Source organism: Streptomyces sp. NPDC058257, from assembly GCF_042881845.1.
GTDB lineage: Bacteria > Actinomycetota > Actinomycetes > Streptomycetales > Streptomycetaceae > Streptomyces.
Genome location: NZ_JBHVXJ010000012.1, coordinates 122,892 through 140,940 on the forward strand (window position 1 = coordinate 122,892; position 18,049 = coordinate 140,940).

The 18,049-nt window shown below is 70.7% G+C and carries 16 protein-coding genes; 6 read left to right on the plus strand and 10 right to left on the minus strand.

Translation table 11 applies throughout. The features are described from left to right. Positions 1 to 234: 234 nt before the first annotated feature. On the minus strand, positions 235 to 1,644 hold the full coding sequence (glnA, locus tag ACFVXC_RS26845) for a type I glutamate--ammonia ligase (protein WP_389909697.1): 1,410 nt from the start codon (positions 1,642 to 1,644) through the stop codon (positions 235 to 237). 218 nt (positions 1,645 to 1,862) lie between these two features. On the opposite strand from glnA, the gene ACFVXC_RS26850 reads away from it, so the two are divergent. Continuing rightward, the gene (locus ACFVXC_RS26850) at positions 1,863 to 2,330 is read left to right on the plus strand and encodes an RDD family protein (RefSeq protein ID WP_389909700.1); all 468 of its coding nucleotides are present in this window, start codon (positions 1,863 to 1,865) and stop codon (positions 2,328 to 2,330) included. A gap of 180 nt (positions 2,331 to 2,510) precedes the next feature. Here ACFVXC_RS26850 and ACFVXC_RS26855 read toward each other — a convergent pair whose 3' ends face one another. The 4 genes from ACFVXC_RS26855 to lipB all read right to left on the minus strand — a co-directional run bounded on the left by ACFVXC_RS26855 (position 2,511) and on the right by lipB (position 5,763). Next, positions 2,511 to 3,212: a DUF4191 domain-containing protein gene (locus ACFVXC_RS26855; protein WP_383277920.1), complete on the minus strand. Its 702-nt coding sequence runs from the start codon at positions 3,210 to 3,212 to the stop codon at positions 2,511 to 2,513. 30 nt (positions 3,213 to 3,242) lie between these two features. Then, complete coding sequence (locus ACFVXC_RS26860) at positions 3,243 to 3,446, minus strand: hypothetical protein (RefSeq protein ID WP_389909703.1); 204 nt, start codon at positions 3,444 to 3,446, stop codon at positions 3,243 to 3,245. Between the two features lie 319 nt (positions 3,447 to 3,765). Continuing rightward, positions 3,766 to 4,731 (minus strand): lipoyl synthase, encoded by a 966-nt coding sequence (locus tag ACFVXC_RS26865; RefSeq protein WP_383277914.1) that lies wholly within the window; start codon positions 4,729 to 4,731, stop codon positions 3,766 to 3,768. A 174-nt stretch (positions 4,732 to 4,905) separates the two neighbouring features. After that, entirely contained in the window at positions 4,906 to 5,763 is an 858-nt protein-coding gene (gene lipB / locus ACFVXC_RS26870) for a lipoyl(octanoyl) transferase LipB (RefSeq protein WP_389909706.1), read from the minus strand. Positions 5,764 to 5,982: 219 nt separating this feature from the next. On the opposite strand from lipB, the gene ACFVXC_RS26875 reads away from it, so the two are divergent. After that, a complete protein-coding gene (locus ACFVXC_RS26875) occupies positions 5,983 to 7,428 on the plus strand; it encodes a regulator (RefSeq protein WP_389909710.1) in 1,446 nt (481 codons plus the stop codon). A gap of 110 nt (positions 7,429 to 7,538) precedes the next feature. On the opposite strand, the gene ACFVXC_RS26880 is transcribed toward ACFVXC_RS26875, so the two are convergent. The 3 genes from ACFVXC_RS26880 to ACFVXC_RS26890 form a co-directional block, all read right to left on the minus strand. Then, complete coding sequence (locus ACFVXC_RS26880; protein ID WP_389909713.1) at positions 7,539 to 9,704, minus strand: family 20 glycosylhydrolase; 2,166 nt, start codon at positions 9,702 to 9,704, stop codon at positions 7,539 to 7,541. Positions 9,705 to 9,987: 283 nt separating this feature from the next. Further along, positions 9,988 to 11,328: an NAD(P)/FAD-dependent oxidoreductase gene (locus tag ACFVXC_RS26885; protein WP_389909716.1), complete on the minus strand. Its 1,341-nt coding sequence runs from the start codon at positions 11,326 to 11,328 to the stop codon at positions 9,988 to 9,990. 201 nt (positions 11,329 to 11,529) lie between these two features. Continuing rightward, entirely contained in the window at positions 11,530 to 12,465 is a 936-nt protein-coding gene (locus ACFVXC_RS26890; protein ID WP_389909719.1) for a TIGR01777 family oxidoreductase, read from the minus strand. Between the two features lie 138 nt (positions 12,466 to 12,603). On the opposite strand from ACFVXC_RS26890, the gene ACFVXC_RS26895 reads away from it, so the two are divergent. Both ACFVXC_RS26895 and ACFVXC_RS26900 read left to right on the plus strand, forming a co-directional pair. Then, positions 12,604 to 13,095, plus strand: coding sequence for a GNAT family N-acetyltransferase (locus ACFVXC_RS26895; protein ID WP_389909722.1), 492 nt, complete (start codon positions 12,604 to 12,606; stop codon positions 13,093 to 13,095). Between the two features lie 115 nt (positions 13,096 to 13,210). Beyond that, the gene (locus tag ACFVXC_RS26900; protein WP_389909724.1) at positions 13,211 to 14,386 is read left to right on the plus strand and encodes a PP2C family protein-serine/threonine phosphatase; all 1,176 of its coding nucleotides are present in this window, start codon (positions 13,211 to 13,213) and stop codon (positions 14,384 to 14,386) included. A gap of 21 nt (positions 14,387 to 14,407) precedes the next feature. Here ACFVXC_RS26900 and ACFVXC_RS26905 read toward each other — a convergent pair whose 3' ends face one another. Further along, positions 14,408 to 15,031, minus strand: a complete 624-nt coding sequence (locus ACFVXC_RS26905; protein WP_389910036.1) for a TetR family transcriptional regulator — start codon at positions 15,029 to 15,031, stop codon at positions 14,408 to 14,410. Between the two features lie 297 nt (positions 15,032 to 15,328). Here ACFVXC_RS26905 and ACFVXC_RS26910 point away from each other — a divergent pair, with 297 nt between their 5' ends. Together ACFVXC_RS26910 and ACFVXC_RS26915 are read left to right on the plus strand one after the other, a co-directional pair. Continuing rightward, entirely contained in the window at positions 15,329 to 16,114 is a 786-nt protein-coding gene (locus ACFVXC_RS26910; RefSeq protein ID WP_389909726.1) for an SDR family NAD(P)-dependent oxidoreductase, read from the plus strand. A gap of 385 nt (positions 16,115 to 16,499) precedes the next feature. Continuing rightward, complete coding sequence (locus ACFVXC_RS26915) at positions 16,500 to 17,363, plus strand: peptidoglycan recognition protein (protein ID WP_389909729.1); 864 nt, start codon at positions 16,500 to 16,502, stop codon at positions 17,361 to 17,363. Positions 17,364 to 17,476: 113 nt separating this feature from the next. On the opposite strand, the gene ACFVXC_RS26920 is transcribed toward ACFVXC_RS26915, so the two are convergent. Continuing rightward, positions 17,477 to 18,001, minus strand: coding sequence for a DUF4240 domain-containing protein (locus tag ACFVXC_RS26920; RefSeq protein ID WP_389910039.1), 525 nt, complete (start codon positions 17,999 to 18,001; stop codon positions 17,477 to 17,479). Between the last annotated feature and the right edge of the window lie 48 nt (positions 18,002 to 18,049).

Genomic DNA, 18,049 nt, shown 5'->3' on the forward strand with positions numbered 1-18,049 from the left:
CTCCAAAGCCCCCGTTGTGGGGTGCGGCGGGCCAAACCCCATTGTGAGGGGCCCCCCCCGTGGGGGGGGGCCGCCTCACTGTTACTGACGCTACGTCAGGGAATCGGCCGGGCGGTGCGCACGCGGCGCACGCGGGCGCGGAAGACAAGCAGTGACAACGAGCACTGCTGAGCAGGGTTTTCGCAGGTCAGCGCTTACTTCCAGGAACCTTCCCAGGCCACCCGGGCCTGATCTTTAAATGTCGAAGTAAAGCTCAAACTCGTGCGGGTGCGGCCGCAGCTGGATCGGGGCGATTTCGTTCGTCCGCTTGTAGTCGATCCACGTCTCGATCAGGTCGGGGGTGAAGACACCGCCCGCCAGAAGGTACTCGTGGTCCGCCTCGAGGGCGTCGAGGACGGCCGGGAGGGAGGTCGGGACCTGGGCGACGCCCGCGTGCTCCTCGGGGGCCAGCTCGTAGAGGTCCTTGTCGATCGGCTCCGGCGGCTCGATCTTGTTCTTGACGCCGTCCAGGCCGGCCATCAGGAGCGCCGAGAACGCCAGGTACGGGTTCGAGGACGGGTCCGGCGCGCGGAACTCGACGCGCTTGGCCTTCGGGTTGGAGCCCGTGATCGGGATACGCATGGCAGCCGAGCGGTTGCGCTGCGAGTAGACCATGTTGACCGGGGCCTCGAAGCCCGGCACCAGGCGGTGGTAGGAGTTCACCGTCGGGTTCGTGAAGGCGAGCAGCGAGGGGGCGTGCTTGAGGATGCCGCCGATGTAGTAGCGGGCGGTGTCCGAGAGGCCCGCGTAGCCCTGCTCGTCGTAGAACAGCGGGTCGCCGTTGGCCCACAGCGACTGGTGGACGTGCATGCCCGAGCCGTTGTCACCGAAGATCGGCTTCGGCATGAAGGTCGCGGTCTTCTCGTTGCGCCAGGCGACGTTCTTCACGATGTACTTGAAGAGCATCAGGTCGTCGGCCGCGGCGAGCAGCGTGTTGAACTTGTAGTTGATCTCCGCCTGGCCGGCCGTGCCGACCTCGTGGTGCTGGCGCTCGACCTGGAGGCCGTTCTTGTCCAGCTCCAGGGAGATCTCGGCACGCAGGTCGGCGAAGTGGTCCACCGGCGGGGCCGGGAAGTAGCCGCCCTTGTAGCGGACCTTGTAGCCACGGTTGTTCTCGACCGCGCCGGTGTTCCAGGCGCCCGCCTCGGAGTCGATGTGGTAGAAGCTCTCGTTCGCCGACGTCTGGAAGCGGACGTTGTCGAAGACGTAGAACTCCGCCTCGGGACCGAAGTACGCGGTGTCCGCGATGCCGGTGGACGCGAGGTAGGCCTCGGCCTTCTTGGCGATGTTGCGCGGGTCACGGCTGTACTGCTCGCCCGTGATCGGGTCGTGGATGAAGAAGTTGATGTTGACGGTCTTGTCGCGACGGAAGGGATCGACCCGGGCGGTCGACAGGTCCGCGCGCAGCGCCATGTCGGACTCGTGGATGGCCTGGAAGCCGCGGATCGACGAACCGTCGAAGGCGAGCTCCTCGTCAGGGTCGAACGCCGCTGCCGGGATCGTGAAGTGCTGCATCACTCCGGGCAGGTCGCAGAACCGGACATCTACGAACTTCACGTCCTCGTCCGCGATGAACTTCTTTGCGTCGTCGGCGTTCTGGAACATCCAACTCCTCCTACTCCCGGCCCCCAGGCGGGGACGGGGTTGCAGCTCGTTGTGCGGCCAGTGCGGTGGCACACGCTGGGACCCGACCATAGGGACGGGGGATTTCTCAAGCATGACCCATTTGTTTCGCCGAAGTTAACCGAGGCGGGTTCGGGTCAGGTGCCATTCGCCCTACCCCGACCGTCCTCGTACGAAAACGGGCGCAGTACCGTGGACGGGTGGACAACAGGCAAGTAATCGGATCGTGGCTCTCCGGCCCTCGTGCGGCGGCAGAGGACGCGGGCGTCGACTTCGGATACCGGGGCGAGCAGCTCGGCCTGCCGGAGGAGGGGCCGGGCTCGGTCGCGCGCCCCGGGCGGCGCATGGGCGCCGTCGCCGTGGACTGGGCCCTGTGCATGCTCATCGCATACGGCCTGTTCGCTCGCGGTGACCAGCAGGCGATGGGCAACTGGGCGCTCGGCATCTTCTTCGTCATGACCGTCCTGACGGTCGGCACGGTGGGCTGCACCCCCGGCAAGGCCCTCTTCCGGTTGCGCGTCGTCGCCGAGGGCGGCGGCCGCCTCGGCTTCGTCCGGGTCCTCCTGCGCAGCGTGCTGCTCTGCGTGGCCATCCCGGCTCTCATCTGGGACCGCGACGGCCGCGGCCTCCACGACCGTCTCGCCAGCGCCGTCCAGGTACGGATCTGAGGTCTCCGCCATGGTGCGGATCTGAGATCTCCGGCGTACGACGATCTCCGACGTACGACGATCTCCGGCGTACCACGATGCGTGATGTACGACGAAGGCCCCGGAACCCATCGGTTCCGGGGCCTTCGTCAACGTAGAGACAGGAGAGGTGGAAAGAGGCGGAGCATTACCGCGTCTTCGTCACCGCATCTTCGGGCCGCCGCGCGGCATCCGCGCGCCCTTGGGCATGGGCCCCTTCGGCAACGGCATATTGCTCATCAGGTCCCCCATCGCGCGCAGCCGGTCGTTCGTCGCCGTGACCTGCGGGCCCTGGAGGACGCGGGGGAGCTTCAGAAGCGTCGTACGCAGCTTCTTCAGCGGGACCTGGCCCTCGCCGGTGCCGACGATCACGTCATGCACCGGGACATCCGAGACCACGCGCGCCATGCGCTTCTTCTCGGCGGCCAGCAGGCTCTTCACCCGGTTCGGGTTGCCCTCGGCGACGAGCACGATGCCCGCCTTGCCGACCGTGCGGTGCACGACGTCCTGGCTGCGGTTCATCGCCACCGCCGGAGTCGTCGTCCAGCCGCGGCCGATCTTGTCGAGCACCGCGGCCGCCGCACCGGGCTGGCCCTCCATCTGCCCGAAGGCCGCACGTTCAGCCCTGCGCCCGAAGACGATCGCCATCGCGAGGAAGGCGAGCACAAAGCCGAGAATGCCGAGATAGATCGGGTGACCGATCAAGAAGCCGATCGCGAGGAAGACACCAAAGGTGACGATTCCCACAGCCGCGATGATGAGACCGATCCGCGGATCGGCCCTGCGGGTCATCTTGTAGGTCTGAGCGATCTGCTTGAGTCGCCCGGGGTTCGCGGCGTCCGCCGCGGTTTCCTTCCTCGCCATGTCGTGAAGTCTACGTGTCCCTGGAAGTGACTACGACGTGCGGGTTGTCATCGACTCTTCGACGACGCGAAGCGCCTCTGCCCGGTCCTTGGCGCGACGCCGGTCGTCGAGCACGGACGTCCAGGCGTTGCGGCGGGCGGTGCGCTGGCCGCTGCTCATGAGAAGCGACTCGACGGCACGCAGTGCGTCGGTGACGGACGGGATGGCGGTGGCGCGTACGGGCGCGGCCTGCATGGTGGGGCCCTCCTGGGCGGCTATGGCTAAGGCTGTACGTGGGGTAATTCCAGGGTCACTGATTGGTGTTACCAGGGCGTGACCGACCGGTCAAACACGGATGAAGCCTTGACGCTGAGCCGCGAAACCTTGACGTGGCCCGTACGCTCCCCTCACCTGCGGAGACTGTACGGGCCACGTCATCTCGGCCACTACTGGTCAGTAGTCACTTGTGCGCCGATTCACACAGTTGGCTCTCGCCGGAAGAGGCGGCCCCGGAGCGCCGCCTCCGGCGAGAAGGCGGCGGCCCTGGAGCGCCGCCTCGGCTCGCAGCCCCGGATCACACCGCCTGCGAGGCGACGTAGGCCCCGCGCTTCTCGACCGCCATCTGGAAGAGGCGCCCCGCGCGGTACGAGGAGCGGACCAGCGGGCCGGACATGACCCCGGAGAAGCCGATCTCCTCGGCCTCCTCCTTCAGCTCCACGAACTCCTGCGGCTTGGCCCAGCGCTCCACGGGGTGGTGGCGCGGCGTCGGACGCAGGTACTGCGTGATCGTGATGAGCTCGCAGCCCGCGTCGTGCAGCGCGTGCAGCGCCTCGCTGATCTCCTCGCGCTCCTCGCCCATGCCGAGGATGAGGTTCGACTTGGTGACCAGACCGGCCTCGCGGGCGCGGGTGATGACCTCGAGCGAGCGCTCGAAGCGGAAGCCCGGGCGGATCCGCTTGAAGATGCGCGGCACGGTCTCCACGTTGTGCCCGAGGACCTCGGGGCGTGAGGAGAAGACCTCGGCCAGCTGGTCGGGGTCCGCGTTGAAGTCGGGGATGAGCAGCTCGACCTTGGTCTGGCCCTCCGCGCGCTCCGCCGTCATCGCGTGGATCTGGCGGACGGTCTCCGCGTACAGCCAGGCGCCGCCGTCGTCCAGGTCGTCGCGGGCGACGCCGGTGATGGTGGCGTAGTTCAGGTCCATCGTGACGACGGACTCGCCCACGCGGCGCGGCTCGTCACGGTCGAGCGCCTGCGGCTTGCCCGTGTCGATCTGGCAGAAGTCGCAGCGCCGGGTGCACTGGTCACCGCCGATGAGGAAGGTGGCCTCGCGGTCTTCCCAGCACTCGTAGATGTTGGGACAGCCCGCCTCCTGGCAGACCGTGTGCAGACCCTCGCTCTTCACGAGGTTCTGCATCTTGGTGTACTCGGGGCCCATTTTCGCCCGGGTCTTGATCCACTCGGGCTTGCGCTCGATGGGGGTCTGGGCGTTCCGGACCTCCAGGCGCAGCATCTTGCGTCCGTCGGGTGCGACTGCGGACACATCGGCTCCCTGTAGCTTCGATTCTTCGGCGCACACCAGGGTACGCCCGTGATGTCGTTGGGCTTACGCTCGGCCAACCTCTGGCAGGCGGGGTGCATTCCCCGCAGCCTCCGCAGCCCCATATGTCTGGACGGTTCGAGGCGGTTCTGAGCTGTTCTGCTGTTCTGAGTGGTTCTAGGCCGTCGCCTTCTCGGCTTCCGGACTCTCAACCGTCGTTACGGCGGTCTTCTCGGGGCTCTCCGCGGGCTTCTCGACGATGCGCGGCTTGAGGTCCGCGTTCTCGAGGATGTCCCGCAGGTGTTTCTCGGCGACGGGCAGGATGTCGGCGATCGTGACCTCGCGGCCCAGTTCGTACGAGAGCGACGTCACACCCGCGTCACGGATGCCACACGGGATGATCTTGTCGAACGACGTGTTGTCCGGGTTCACGTTCAGCGCGAAGCCGTGCATCGTCACGCCCTTGGCCACGCGGATGCCGATGGCCGCGATCTTGCGGTCCTCGCGGCGCTGGCCGGCGTTGGAAGGGGCGTACTCCGGGCCGTTGAACCGGGCGTCGAACTCGTCGTCCTGTGTCCGGGGGTCGAAGTCCAGGTTCAGGCCGCCAAGGGCCGGACGCTGCGACACCGGGTCGCCAAGGACCCATACGCCGCTGCGGCCCTCGACGCGGGACGTCTCCAGGCCGAATTCCGCACACGTGCGGATAAGTGCCTCTTCCAGGCGGCGTACGTGTGCTACGACGTCCACCGGGCGCGGCAGCTTCTGGATCGGATAGCCCACGAGCTGTCCGGGGCCGTGCCAGGTGATCTTGCCGCCGCGGTCGACGTCGACGACGGGGGTGCCGTCCAGCGGGCGCTCGCTGTCCTCGGTGCGGCGGCCCGCGGTGTAGACCGGCGGGTGCTCGAGCAGCAGACAGGTGTCCGGGAGGTCGTCGGCGAAGCGGGCGGCGTGCACGCGGCGCTGCTCGTCCCAGGCCTCCTGGTAGTCGACCGCGTCCGGGCCGAAGCCCAGCCGGACGAACTGAAACTCACTCACGGCAAGTGCCTCCCTAGAACCTGCGCCGTGCATATATCGCGCCCTCGGCCACTGTACGGGCAGCGGATTCTCGTCAGTCCTCCGGTCAATCCTCACACGATCGGATGAATGCGGGTCGAAGGCCGCGATGCGGGCGGTGAGGGCCGCTACATTCACGCCGTTCACAGAGCCATAAGGGCTGCTCAAGCAACGCCCGAAAGGCAGGAGACCGCACAGCTGATGACGGAACGACCTCCGCAGCGCACCCCCAACCGCCAGCTAGCCGCGCTTATCTCAGAAGCCGGGTTCTCCAACGCGGGCCTCGCGCGCCGCGTCGATCAGCTGGGCCTCGAGCACGGTCTCGATCTGCGGTACGACAAGACGTCGGTGACCCGCTGGCTGCGCGGGCAGCAGCCGCGCGGCACCACCCCCGCCCTCATCGCAGAGGTCTTCACCCGGCGGTTAGGGCGCAGACTCTCCGCGCAGGATCTCGGGCTCGACGCGTGTGCGCCGGTGTACGCCGGGCTTGAGTTCGCGGCGAGCCCCGAAGAGGCGATCGACATCGTCGGCGGGCTCTGGCGCAAGGACTCCGGAAGCCATGCCGAACTGCGGAAGATCGCGTTCACCCCGGCAGGGCTCGTCGTCCCCAGCAGAGACTGGCTGATCGGCCGTGCCGACGACCGGGTGGGACGCGGTGACCACGGGCTGAACGGCGGCCGTGTGCCCACCCAGGGCCGCCCGGCCGTGCCCCGCCAGCGCAAGGAGCCCGAGCGGGGCGTCGGGGCGAGAGTGACCAGCGGCGACATCTCGGCCCTGCGCTCCGTCGGCGAGCTCTTCCGGGCGCTCGACCACGCGTACGGCGGCGGGCACGCGCGGCAGGCACTCGTGCGCTATCTGGAGCACGAGGCCGAGCCGATGCTGCGCGGCACGTACGGCGAGCAGGCCGGCCGGCGGCTCTTCGCGGCGGCCGCCGACCTCACCCGGCTCGCGGGCTGGACCTCGTACGACATCGCGGCGCACGGCCTTGCCCAGCGGTACTACGTCCAGGCGCTGCGGCTCTCGCAGGCCGCGGGCGACCGCGCCTACGGCTCGTACGTCCTGATCACGATGAGCCGCCAGGCCGTCTACCTCGGGCACGGCAGGGAAGCGGTGCAGCTGGCGCGGGTGGCCCAGCAGGGCGTCGGGTCGTCCGCGCCGCCCGTCGTGCAGGCCCTGCTGCACTCGGTCGAGGCGCGCGGGCACGGGGTGCTCGGCGAGGTGCGGGCGTGCACGGCGTCGATGGTGCGGGCCGAGCGGGCCCTTGAAACGGTGCGGCCGGGCGACGAAGTCCCATACTGGGCGCGGTTCTTCGACGAGGCGCAGCTCGCGGACGAGTTCGGGCACTGCCACCGGGATCTCCAGCAGTACCGCGTGGCCGCCCAGCACGCGGAGCGCTCGCTCCAGCTACGCGCCCCCGGGTACGCCCGCAGCCGCCTGTTCTGCCGGGTGGTCCTCGCTTCCTCGCGTCTCGGTCTCGGCGAGCTGGAGCAGGCCTGCCAGCTGGGCGCTGAGGCGGCGCAGGCGGCGGGGGAGATGCGGTCGGTGCGGGCGGTCGAGTACGTGCGCGACTTCGAGCGGCGCCTAGAGCCGTACCGCGACGCGGCGGCGGTGCGCGGGTATCGCGACCGGGTGGCGGCGTTGAGCTGACAGCTCGGGTGCGATGAAGAGGTAAGGGGCGGGCCTGCGCAGGCCCGCCCCTTACCTATGCGCCCTTACTGCCTATGCGTCCTCAGCTATGCGTCCTCAGGCGTACGTGTTCAGCGCAGGCGCGCGACCTCCTCGGCGGACAACGCCTCGTCCCACGTGGTGAGTTCGTCCAGGTCACCCCGGAGGCTCGCCTTCTCCGTCCCGATGGAACGCAGCGGCAGCGGGACCGACGCCGCGACGGACCCGACCCGCTGCCCGTCGGCGTACAAGGTGGTGTGCCCCGGAGTCGTCACCCACGTCAGCCGGGTCCAGCGGTCGAGCGGCAGCGTGTGGTCGAAGCTGAAGTCGGCCGCGCCGTACCGGGTGAAGCCGACCTTCCCGGTGCCGTGCTGCATCAGCTTCAGCGCGCCCGCCCTGGAGCTGAGCAGTACCTGGTCCGCGGTCCTGGCCGTCGGACGGACCCGCACGGACGCGGTCCACGGCTCGGCGACGTCGAGACCGCCGAAGCCCACACCGTCGCGGTCGGAGTCGAAGCGCCAGGCCTGGCCGCGCACGCCCTCGACGGGGGTGGGGTTGTTGATGATGTAGGAGGTGCCGGGGAGGCTGCCCGCGACATCCTCGGCGAAGATCGTGTTGCCGGGGCTGCCCGCGTACGTCCAGCCGCTTGGGTACGACGCGTCGTCGAACGTCCAGTGGTGGCTCGGCCGACCCTCGACCCGTGGCGGCACCGGTGCGGGTGTAGTGCCCGGAGGGTCGCCGATGCGGGCGGCCCGGGCCCTGAAGTCGGCGAGTGCGTCCGGCGTCGTGGTCCTGTTCCATGTGCGGTCGGCGAGGATCGCGCGGGCGCCCGCCATGCTCTGCTCGAAGTAGCCGTCGTCGGCCCAGAAGTTGTAGTCGGCCCAGTTGGTGACGCCGGAGCCGAGCATGTCCGGGTCGGTGTTGGGCGCCCAGCTGTCGTACATCCAGGGCTCGTCCGGGTACAGGTGGTGGTAGTTGTTCGGGGTGTCGTAGAACGGGCCGATGGCGATCTCGTCGTGCCCGGGGATCTCCGGCTCGGCGCCCGTGCCCTCCCAGGTGAGGAAGACGACCGGGTCGTGGACCTTCTGCTGGGGCGCGGTGAGATGTTCGGAGCCGTTGTAGACGGCCGTGCGCTTGCCGTGCGAAGCGACCACGTCGTCAAGGGTGTTGATGTAGCGGTTGAGCAGGTCGCCGAGCGTGGACACGTCGGGCGCGCTCGCCAGGTGGTCCGTCACGCGCGGGCACTCCGCGAGCTGCCCGGGGACCTCTTCCGCGCCGATCGAGAACAGCGGCGCGTCGAACCAGCCCGCGAACTCGTCGAAGATCTCCTTCGACTTCGCGATCGCCTTGTCGCTGGTCATGTCGATGATCCAGTCGGGCGTGAGGTGTGAGTGCGTGTGCGCGCCCGTGCACGCTCCGGCGCCCGACCCGAAGCCGATGCCGAAGGCCTCACTGATCACGGTGGCGTGGCCGGGGAGTTCGAGGCCCGGCATCAACTGGACGTGATGGCGGGCGGCGAAGGCCTTCAGACGCTCGATGTCGGCGCGGCTGTAGCTGTGGTCCGGGTCGGCAAGGCCCGGGAACTTCGGACTGTCGAGGCGGAAGCCCTCGGACTCGGAGAGATGCAGGAAGAGGGTGTTGAGCTTCTGGTCGCCCATCCTGCGGATCAGGTTCTCCAGGTAGGGGATCTTCCAGTACTTACGGCCCGCGTCGAGGTGGACCATGCGGATCGCCTGCGCGGGCCGGTCGGTGGAGCGGGCGCGGGGGACGGCGCGGTGGTCGTCGGCTGTGGCCCGCAGCAACTGGAGGAGGGTGCGGGTGCCGTAGAAGAGGCCGTGGGTGGACGCGGCTTCGATACGGATCGGACCCGCGCTGTCGAAGGTGTAACCCTCGGCGCCGAGCGCTCCCTTGGCGGTGAGCGCGAGTGTGATGTCGCCGTCGGAGGGGCGGCCCGTGGTGCGGGTGATACGGGCGATCCGGGGCGTGATGCCGGTGACCTGCTTGATCTCCGTACGGAGCTGAGCGGCGAGCTTGCGTACGGACTGGCGAGCGGGGCCCGGGAATTCGCTGCGGCCCGAGGGGAGCGCGGTGGTGGATTCGGCGCGCGGGTCGATCAGGACGCGGGTGCGCTCGGTGAGTCTCGTAGAGCCGTCGAGCGCGGTCCAGTCGGTGGGGCGGGGGACTACGGAGGGCGCTGCGGCGTCGGTGGCTGAGTCTGTGGCGGGTGTGGCGGCTATGGCGGCTGTGGCGGTCGGCAAAGATAGACCTCCTATGAATAGGCCGAGGATGAGCGATATCACCGGCATGGTGCGACGCACGTGTGTCCTCCCGCGGCTTGGCGATCCGGAGGGACCGTAGCCGTGGGATGCGGGTGTGGCAAGGGGAGTTGCCGGGATGTGCGGGAAAGGGCGAAAGCCCCCGCGTGAGGGTGCGGGGGCTTCCAGGGTGGCTTATAGGTCGGATGGATTGGTGCCGGGTGGCACCGGATGGTGCCGGGTGCCGGGTGCCGGATGTGGGGTGCCGGGTGGGGTGCCGCTCGCGTCAGGCCGCCATCGGTAAGCGGCCCGTCCCGTGCGCGGGGTCCACGCCGAGGTCCGCGAGCGCGGCCCGCGCCGCGCGGCGGCCCGAATACAGCGCGCCCTGCACCGTGCTGGTGTCCCGGTGGTCCCCGCACACGTAGAGCCCCGAGAGCAGCCGCACAGGGCGGCGCAGATCGTGCGGGGGCGGCATCGCGGGTACCGCCTCGCGGGTGTGGTGGACGGCGAGGGACTCCCAGCGGGCGGTCGAAGTGCCGTAAAGCTCGGCGAGGTGGGCGAGGACGGCGCGCTCGTCCGGCGGTGGGCCCAGGACCGTCGAGGAGATGAGCGCCCGGCCCGCGGGCGCGCGCGACGGGTCGACGTGACTGACCACGGCCGTGTGGGCGACCGGCCCCGAACGGTCGGCGTCGAGCAGCAGCGCGGACCCGGCGAGCGGCGGTTCGGGAGCCGCGTGGTGCAGCACCGTCACCTGGTGGAAGGGCGGCACACGCAGACCGGGAAGGAGCTCGGCGGCGGCGCGGGCGTCGGTGGCCAGGAGGACGGCGCGGCAGCCCACTTCACCGTGCTCCGCGGTCGTGACCGAGGTCGTGGAGACGGCGGTGACGCTTACGCCGGTCCGCACGGTCCCCGGTGGCAGCGCGGCCGACAGGAGCTCGGGCAGCACCTCGGCGCCGCCCTCGGGCAGGCACAGACGGCCGCGCGCGAAGGAGCGCAGGGCGAGGTCGGCGCACCGGCTCGACGTCATCAGGTCCGGGTCGCAGAGGAGCGCCGAGAGCAGCGGGCGCAGGAAGCCGTTGACGGTGCGCGTGGGCAGGCCGCGGGCGAAGAGAGCTTGTGACGCGGGGAGTTCGGGGCGGGCGAGGAGGCGCTTCGGGGGCGTCGCCGCGAGCCTGGCGAGTGCCGCGCCGAGGCGGGCCTGGTCCAGCGCGCCGCCGAGAGGGGCCGCGTGGGGCGTGGTCCGTGCCGTTCGCGGGCCTCTGGGGGCGCTTGCCAGGGCGCGCGCAGCGGTCAGTGCGCCCCTTGCGCGCCGGGAGCTCGTGGGCTCGACGGCGCGGTGGTGTCGGCCGTCGCTGTGCACCAGGACGCCGGGCGCGAAGGGCCGCAGTACGAGTGCGTCGAGCCCCGGCGTGTCGCGCAGCTCGGGATAGGACGTGGTGAGCGGCTGCCCGATTCTGTCGAGCCGGAACCCGTCGACCTTCTCCGTCGACATGCGCCCGCCGACGTAAGGAGCGGCTTCCAGGACCACGGTCCTTACACCAGCACTGGTCAGCTGGTGGGCGGCCGACAGTCCCGCGACCCCCGCTCCCACGATGACGACATCCGCGTGCTGCGCAGGCTCTGGCACGTGCCCCTCCCCGAGGTAGCGCGGCTGCTGGGGACGTCATGCCCTCAACAGGGCTTCGGAATCACCGAGTACCGCACGAGGGTAGGAGCGATGACGGCCGGCGGCAGTCGCGCATCGACCGAGCACGGTCGCACGCCGGTCGCACACGGCGCCGTTCGCCGAAGTGCCGTCTACCGCGGCACCGTTCACCGCCGGTGCCGTTTACCGCAGTGCCGCCCGGATCGACTCCTCGATGCCCGGGAAGGCGAACGAGAATCCCGACTCCAGGAGCCGCGCCGGCAGGACCCGCTGGCTGCCGAGCACGTCACCGGCCATCTCGCCGAGCACGACGCGCAACGCGGGCGACGGGGCCGTGAAGAGCGTGGGCCGGTGCAGCACCCGCCCCATCGCGGCCGTCACCTCCCGGTTGGTGAGCGGGTCGGGCGCCGTCAGGTTGACCGGCCCGGAGAGCGACTCCGTGTCGAGCAGGTGTCGCAGCGCGGCCACCGCGTCGTGCAGCGAGATGTAGCTCCAGTACTGACGGCCGTTGCCCAGGCGCCCGCCGAGCCCCGCCTTGAAGAGCGGGAACATCCGCCCCCAGGCCCCGCCCTCGCTCGCCACCACCAGGCCGTTGCGCGCGAAGACCGTGCGGATGCCCGCTTCGTGCGCCGCGGCCGCCGCACCCTCCCACTCCACGCACAGGGAGGGCAGGAAGCCTTCTCCGGCCGGGGCGCTCTCGTCCACCGCACGCTGACCGGTGTCTCCGTAGTAGCCGATCGCGCTCGCGCACAGGAACACCCGGGGCGGCTCGTCCAGCGAGGTCACCGCCTCCGCGAGCGCCGACGTGCCGAGCACCCTGCTGTCACGGATCTCCTTCTTATAGGCGGCGGTCCAGCGATGGTCGCCGACCCCGGCTCCCGCGAGGTTGACGACCGCGTCGCAGCCCGCGAGCCCCGCCGTGTCGACGTACCGCTCCTTGGGGTCCCATCGCACCTCCTGCTTCGTACGAGGTGCCCGGCGCACGAGCCGCACCACCTCGTGACCGTCGTCGGCGAGGGCGCGGGTCAGCGCTGTTCCGATGAGGCCGGACGCACCGGCCACGGCGATACGGGAGCGCCGTGCGGCGGGGACTGACTGTTCGGGCTCGGTGGACTCCATGCCGCCATCCTGCCCCGGAAACCGGCGGAGAGCCGTGAACGCGGAGAGCCGAGAGCGCGGTGAGCCATGAGCGCGGTGAGCCATGAGGCGTCCGTCGAGCGCGGAGAGCCGCGAGGCGTCCGTCGTACAGTGACGCCCATGCCGGACACGCTCATACGTACCGCCCTGCCGGACGACGAAGAAGCCCTCAACCGCATCGACCGCGCCACCTGGTCGACCCTGCACGCGGTACAACCGGCTCCACAGCCCCCGTACCCGCCGTTCTTCACGGACCGCTTCGGCCCCCGCGACCACTTGGTCGCCGAGCGGGACGGCGTGGTCGTCGGCTACATCCGGCTCGGTTTCCCCACGTCCCTGCTCGCCAACGCCCATGTGCGCCAGATCCTCGGCCTGGCCGTAGCGGACGAGGCGCGTGGCGGGGGAGTGGGCCGCCGACTGGTCAGGGCCGCGGTGGACGAGGCCCGCCGCCAGGGCGCTCGGCGCATCACGCTGAGGGTGCTCGGCCACAACACCTTGGCCCGGACGCTCTACGCGTCCGAGGGCTTCGTGGTCGAGGGGGTGCTGCCGGGTGAGTTCTTCCTCGACGGCTCGTACGTGGACGATGTGCTGATGGGGCGCGTGCTCATCTGACACCCTGGAGGCCTGCCCGACCCCCGATCGGGGGTCGGCACCCGACGGACCGGCCCGGCGTGCGGCGGGCACGCGCGCGTAGGAGCGTAAGAGGTCGACCGGAAGGAGCGAACCGATGTTCAGGGTCGCTGCTGCCAGTCGACGGGACCGGGACGAGCCGGGCTGGCTGCGCGGCGCGCCGCCACCCCACTGGGTGCGCTGGCCTCCGCCCGTACTCCTCGCCGTCCTGTCCGTCATCCAGCTGTCCACTCCGGAGACGATCGACCTCAGCTTCCTGCTCGCCGCCGTCCCGCCGCTCGCCGCGCTGTCGTACGGCGCGTCGGCCACGGCCCTCTTCGGCGGCACCGCGGTGCTGCTGCTCTCCCTGCCGGGCTTCGGACTCGGCCGCCCCGGCAGCAGCGATCTGCTGACCGTCACCTTCGTGGCGCTCCTGAGCATCGTGTTCGCCTGGGTACGCAGTCGGCGCGACACCCAGCTCGTCACCGTCCGCACCGTCGCGGAGGCCGCCCAGTTCGCCGTCCTTCCGCCGCTGCCGGAGCGCGTGGGCCCGGTGCGCTGCGCGGGGCTCTACCGTGCGGCACAGGGCGGGACCCTGGTCGGTGGCGATCTCTTCGACGTACGCAAGGGGACCCGCGGAGTCCGGGCCCTGGTCGGTGACGTGCAGGGGCACGGCCTCGCGGCCGTCGGTACGGTCGCCGCACTGCTCGGCGCCTTCCGCGAGGCGGTGCTCGACCAGCCCGACCTGGAGGGCGTCGCCGCTCGGCTCGACCGGCGCCTGGTGGTCGACTCCGAGGAGGCCGAGCACGCCGAACTCTTCGCCACCGCCGTGCTCCTGGAGTTCCGTGACGACGCCTCTGAGCTGCGGATCGTCTCCTGCGGCCATCCACCCCCGCTGCTGTTGCGCGGCGGCGTCGTCGAGGAGCTCACCGTGGCCCCGGGCGCTCCGCTGGGCCTGGGGATCGCCGGTGTCGCCCCACCGGAAGAGGTGACCCTGCCCCTGAAGCCCGGCGACCGGCTGCTCGTGGTGACCGACGGGGTAACTGAGGCGCGGAACGCGTCAGGTGTCTTCTACCCGCTGACCGAGCGCCTCGCCGTGCTCTGCGTCGACCTGCTGGACGACCCGGCGGCACTGACCTCCGCGGTATGGGCGGACCTGATGCGGTTCTGCGGCGGGGTCGGGGACGATGTGGCGCTGCTGGCGTTCTCGTTGGATCTGGACTCGGGCCTTGACCCCGGCCTGGAGCGGGACCTGGGCCCGGAACCGGAACCGGAACCGGATCCGGGGTTGTAGGGGGAGCGGTGGCTGGCGGCCTCAGCCGTCACCGCGATCGGCGGCCAGGAGCCGCAGCCCGCCCGTCAGTTCACGCAGGCAGCGCACCGCCAGGACGGCCGGGGAGCCGGGGCCTTCGGTGGGCTCGTCCGTGGCGGCCCAGGTCTCCAGTGCCAGGCGGATGGCGTCCGTGGCGGCGGCGGCCGCCAGTCGTACGTCAAGTGCGTCGGCGTCGTCCCCGGCCAGGCGGGCGAGCACGGGCACGAGCTGCTCCTCGGACTCCTGGTTCACGCGATACCAGACGGCGCGCAGAGCCGGATCGTCCTGTGCGGCGCGCAGCAGGCCGCGGGTCGACTCCAGGGACTCGGCCGCGCGGTCGTCCGCCGCGGTCAGCGCGTCGGCGATGGACCGCTCAAGGGCCGTCGGCATCCCCGCGGCCGGATCGAGGCCCGCCAGGTGGGCCCGCCACTCGGCGGCGCCGCCCGCGAGGAGCGGCGCGACCGCGTCCTGCTTGTTGCGGAAGTACCGGTAGAAGGTGCGCAGCGCCACTCCGGCCCGGCCCGCGATCTCCTCGGCAGTGGTGGCGTCCGGGCCGCGCTCGGCGAAGAGCTCGGCCGCGGCGCGGGCGATGTCGAGCTGCGTGGCCGCCTTGCGGCGCTCGGTCAGCGACGGTTGCGGCGGCTGCGAGGACGGCGGGAGTTGCGAGGACGGCGGGGGCGGCGGGGGTTGCGAGGACGGCGAGGGCGGCGGGGGTTGCGAGGGCGGCGGGGGTTGCGAGGACGGCGGGGGCGGCGGGGGTTGCGACCGGTGGGTGCTCACCCTCGCAGCCTACGCGCGATCATCACTCTGATACATGAATTGTCGGCATGGCAAAACGTGCCAGAGAGGCGTACATTGAAATCAGATCGGGAAGGCCGGATCCATGGGCGGATCCGGGAGCCCGGAGTTGATCGGAGGCATTTCATGAACCGCTACGCAGGCCGTCGCGCACTCATCACCGGCGGTGGCTCGGGCATCGGACAGGCCACCGTCCTCCGGATCCTCGACGAGGGCGGCAGGGTCGTCGCCGCCGACGTCAGCGAGGCGGGGCTGAAGGACACCGCGGAGAGGGCGGGCGCCGCGGCCGACCGCCTCACCACGCTCGTGGTCGACATCTCGGACGAGGCATCGGTGCGCGAGGGCGTCGCCGCCGCCGTCACCGAGCTCGGCGGCCTGGACGTCCTGGTGAACGCGGCGGGCGTGCTCCGCTCCTCGCACACGCACGAGACCAGCCTGGATTCTTTCAACCGCGTCATCCAGATCAACCTGGTCGGTACGTTCCTGGTGATCCGCGAGGCGATCCCGGCGCTGCTCGACGGCGACGACCCCGCCGTCGTCAACTTCAGCTCCACCTCCGCGATGTTCGCCCACCCGTACATGGCCGCGTACGCGGCGAGCAAGGGCGGCATCCAGTCCATGACGCACGCGCTGGCCGCCGAGTACGGCAAGCAGGGGATCCGGTTCAACTCCGTCCAGCCCGGATCCATATCCAGCGGCATGACCGACGGCAGCGGCGCCAGCAAGCAGAGCGTGGGGCCCGGCCTGCCCGAGGACGCCGACATGAGTCTGTTCGTGAAGCTGGCCCCGGCCATAGGTCAGGGCTTCGCGGGACCGGAGTCCGTGGCTTCCGTGGTGGCCCTGCTCGGCTCGCAGGACGGCAAGTTCATCACTGGCACCGAGGTCAGGGTCGACGGCGGCACCCACTTCTGAGCGGTCTCCGAGCTGCCTCCGAGCGGTCTCCGGGCTGTCTCGGAGCTATCTCCGGGCTGTCTCCGAGCTGTTTCCGAGCTGCCTCTGAGCCGCTTCCGAGCTCCGGTTCGGCCGAGTTCCGGTTCACCCGACTGGCGGATGGCCGATCGCGGGTGGCGCGGGTGGGGCGGAGAGTCGGACCATGCGTGTCCGCCGTCGAGGGTTCGGGGCGCACGTGCCCTCGGCGGCGCGTGCGGCGGGCCGTGCCGCCCATGGACCGGGGGCAGCCCGTGGACCGGGGGCAGCCCGTGGACCGGGGACAGCTCGTGGATCCGGGACAGCTCGTGGATCCGGGACCGGTCGTGCACCCCGGACGGCCCGTGCTGCCCGAGCGGCGCTGTGCTGCGTGCCCGGCGCCGTGGCCGTGGTGCTTCTGCTGATGTGCGCGCTGTTCGTGGGGCCCGGGACATCGGGCGGGTCGGGGCGGGCGGGTGACGGCTCGGCGGCCCTCGCCGGGCGCTCCGGGCGCTCAGGAGTCGCTGGGTTCACCGGGCTCTCCGGGGTCGCCGAATACTCCGGGCTCGGCGAGCGGGAAGGTGTGACCGGGCGGCGCTCCGAGATGCCGGCGGCCGCGGCGCCGGTGCGGCGGACGGTGGGGCATTCGGCGGCGAGGCCCCGCGTCGTGCCGCGCACCGAGTGGCTGCCCGCCGCGGTGCGGCAGCAGCCGCCCGCGCGGTATACCGACCGGGTCCGGGCGGTGTTCGTGCACCACACGGACTCGCCGAACAGCTACGACTGCGGCGATGTCCCGCGCATCATCCGCTATCTGTACGCCGGTCAGACCGAGGGGCGGCAGTGGGACGACATCGGCTACAACTTCCTCGTCGACCGGTGCGGGACCATCTACGAGGGGCGTGCGGGCGGCATGGACCGTGCCGTGGTCGGGGCGCACACGCAGGGCTTCAACCGGGGGACGGTGGGGATAGCGGCGATCGGGACGTTCACGGAGGGGGTTCCCGTTCCCAAGGCGATGACCGATGCCGTGGCGGCGCTGGTGGCGTGGAAGCTGGGGCTCGCGGACGTGGACCCGCGTTCCACGGTGCGGCTTGTGTCCTCGAACAGCCTCAGCAAGTACGCGGAGGGGACGAGCGGCCGGTTCAGCGCGGTGTCCGGGCACAACGACGGCTACTACACACAGTGTCCGGGGGCGGCACTGACGTCAGCGCTCCCCGCGATAAGGGAGGCGGCGGCCCGGTTGCAGCACAGGTAGGAGAAGTCGCGGAACTCCCTGCCCTGCCTCGTGCCCTACCTCGTGCCCTACCTCGTGCCCTACCTCGTGCCCTACCTCGTGCCCTACCTCGTGCTGCCTTGCCCTGCCCCGCCTCAGTCGGCCTCGCCGAAGCGTTCCCGCAGCTTGGGGTAGAGCTGAGTCATCGTGGCTTCGTTGTCGAAGGCGAGCGGTGTGCCCTGAGGTTCGGCGGGGGCGGGAGCGATGCCGAGATCGGGGGAGACGACGCCGGTGAGCTGCTCGTAGGCCTCGTCCGCCGCGTAGCCGAGCTCTTCGCCGTCGCCGTCGATCTCCTCGTCGAAGTCGTCGAGGAGATCCGCGAGCGAGTCGGGATCGTGCAGGGCTCCCTCGAAGACCTCACGCCCCTGGCCGATCAGCCAGCAGCGGAAGTAGTCGAAGGCGTCGTCGCTCGCGCCGCCGAGGATGATCCAGGCGGCACCCCAAAGGTCCCAGCGGTACGCACGGTTGTAGCGCGCCTCGAAGTGACGGGCGAAGTCGAGCACCATGTCCGGCTCCAGCTCGAGCAGCTTCTCGGTGAGCAGGTCGGCGTGGTCCTCGGGGTCGCCCTCGGCGGCCACGCGGGTGCGGTCCACGATCTCCCAGAACTCCGTCTCGTCCATCACGGGACAAGCATCGGCCCTGAGGGGTGCGTACGCACGCGGAGTGCG

Excerpts from the sequence above, each read along its gene's own strand:
- glnA (WP_389909697.1), bottom strand. The coding sequence starts at position 1,644 with ATGTTCCAGAACGCCGACGACGCAAAGAAGTTCATCGCGGACGAGGAC.
- ACFVXC_RS26855 (WP_383277920.1), bottom strand. The coding sequence starts at position 3,212 with ATGGCGAGGAAGGAAACCGCGGCGGACGCCGCGAACCCCGGGCGACTC.
- ACFVXC_RS26860 (WP_389909703.1), bottom strand. The coding sequence starts at position 3,446 with ATGCAGGCCGCGCCCGTACGCGCCACCGCCATCCCGTCCGTCACCGAC.
- ACFVXC_RS26875 (WP_389909710.1), top strand. The coding sequence starts at position 5,983 with ATGACGGAACGACCTCCGCAGCGCACCCCCAACCGCCAGCTAGCCGCG.
- ACFVXC_RS26890 (WP_389909719.1), bottom strand. The coding sequence starts at position 12,465 with ATGGAGTCCACCGAGCCCGAACAGTCAGTCCCCGCCGCACGGCGCTCC.
- ACFVXC_RS26895 (WP_389909722.1), top strand. The coding sequence starts at position 12,604 with ATGCCGGACACGCTCATACGTACCGCCCTGCCGGACGACGAAGAAGCC.
- ACFVXC_RS26900 (WP_389909724.1), top strand. The coding sequence starts at position 13,211 with ATGTTCAGGGTCGCTGCTGCCAGTCGACGGGACCGGGACGAGCCGGGC.
- ACFVXC_RS26910 (WP_389909726.1), top strand. The coding sequence starts at position 15,329 with ATGAACCGCTACGCAGGCCGTCGCGCACTCATCACCGGCGGTGGCTCG.
- ACFVXC_RS26920 (WP_389910039.1), bottom strand. The coding sequence starts at position 18,001 with ATGGACGAGACGGAGTTCTGGGAGATCGTGGACCGCACCCGCGTGGCC.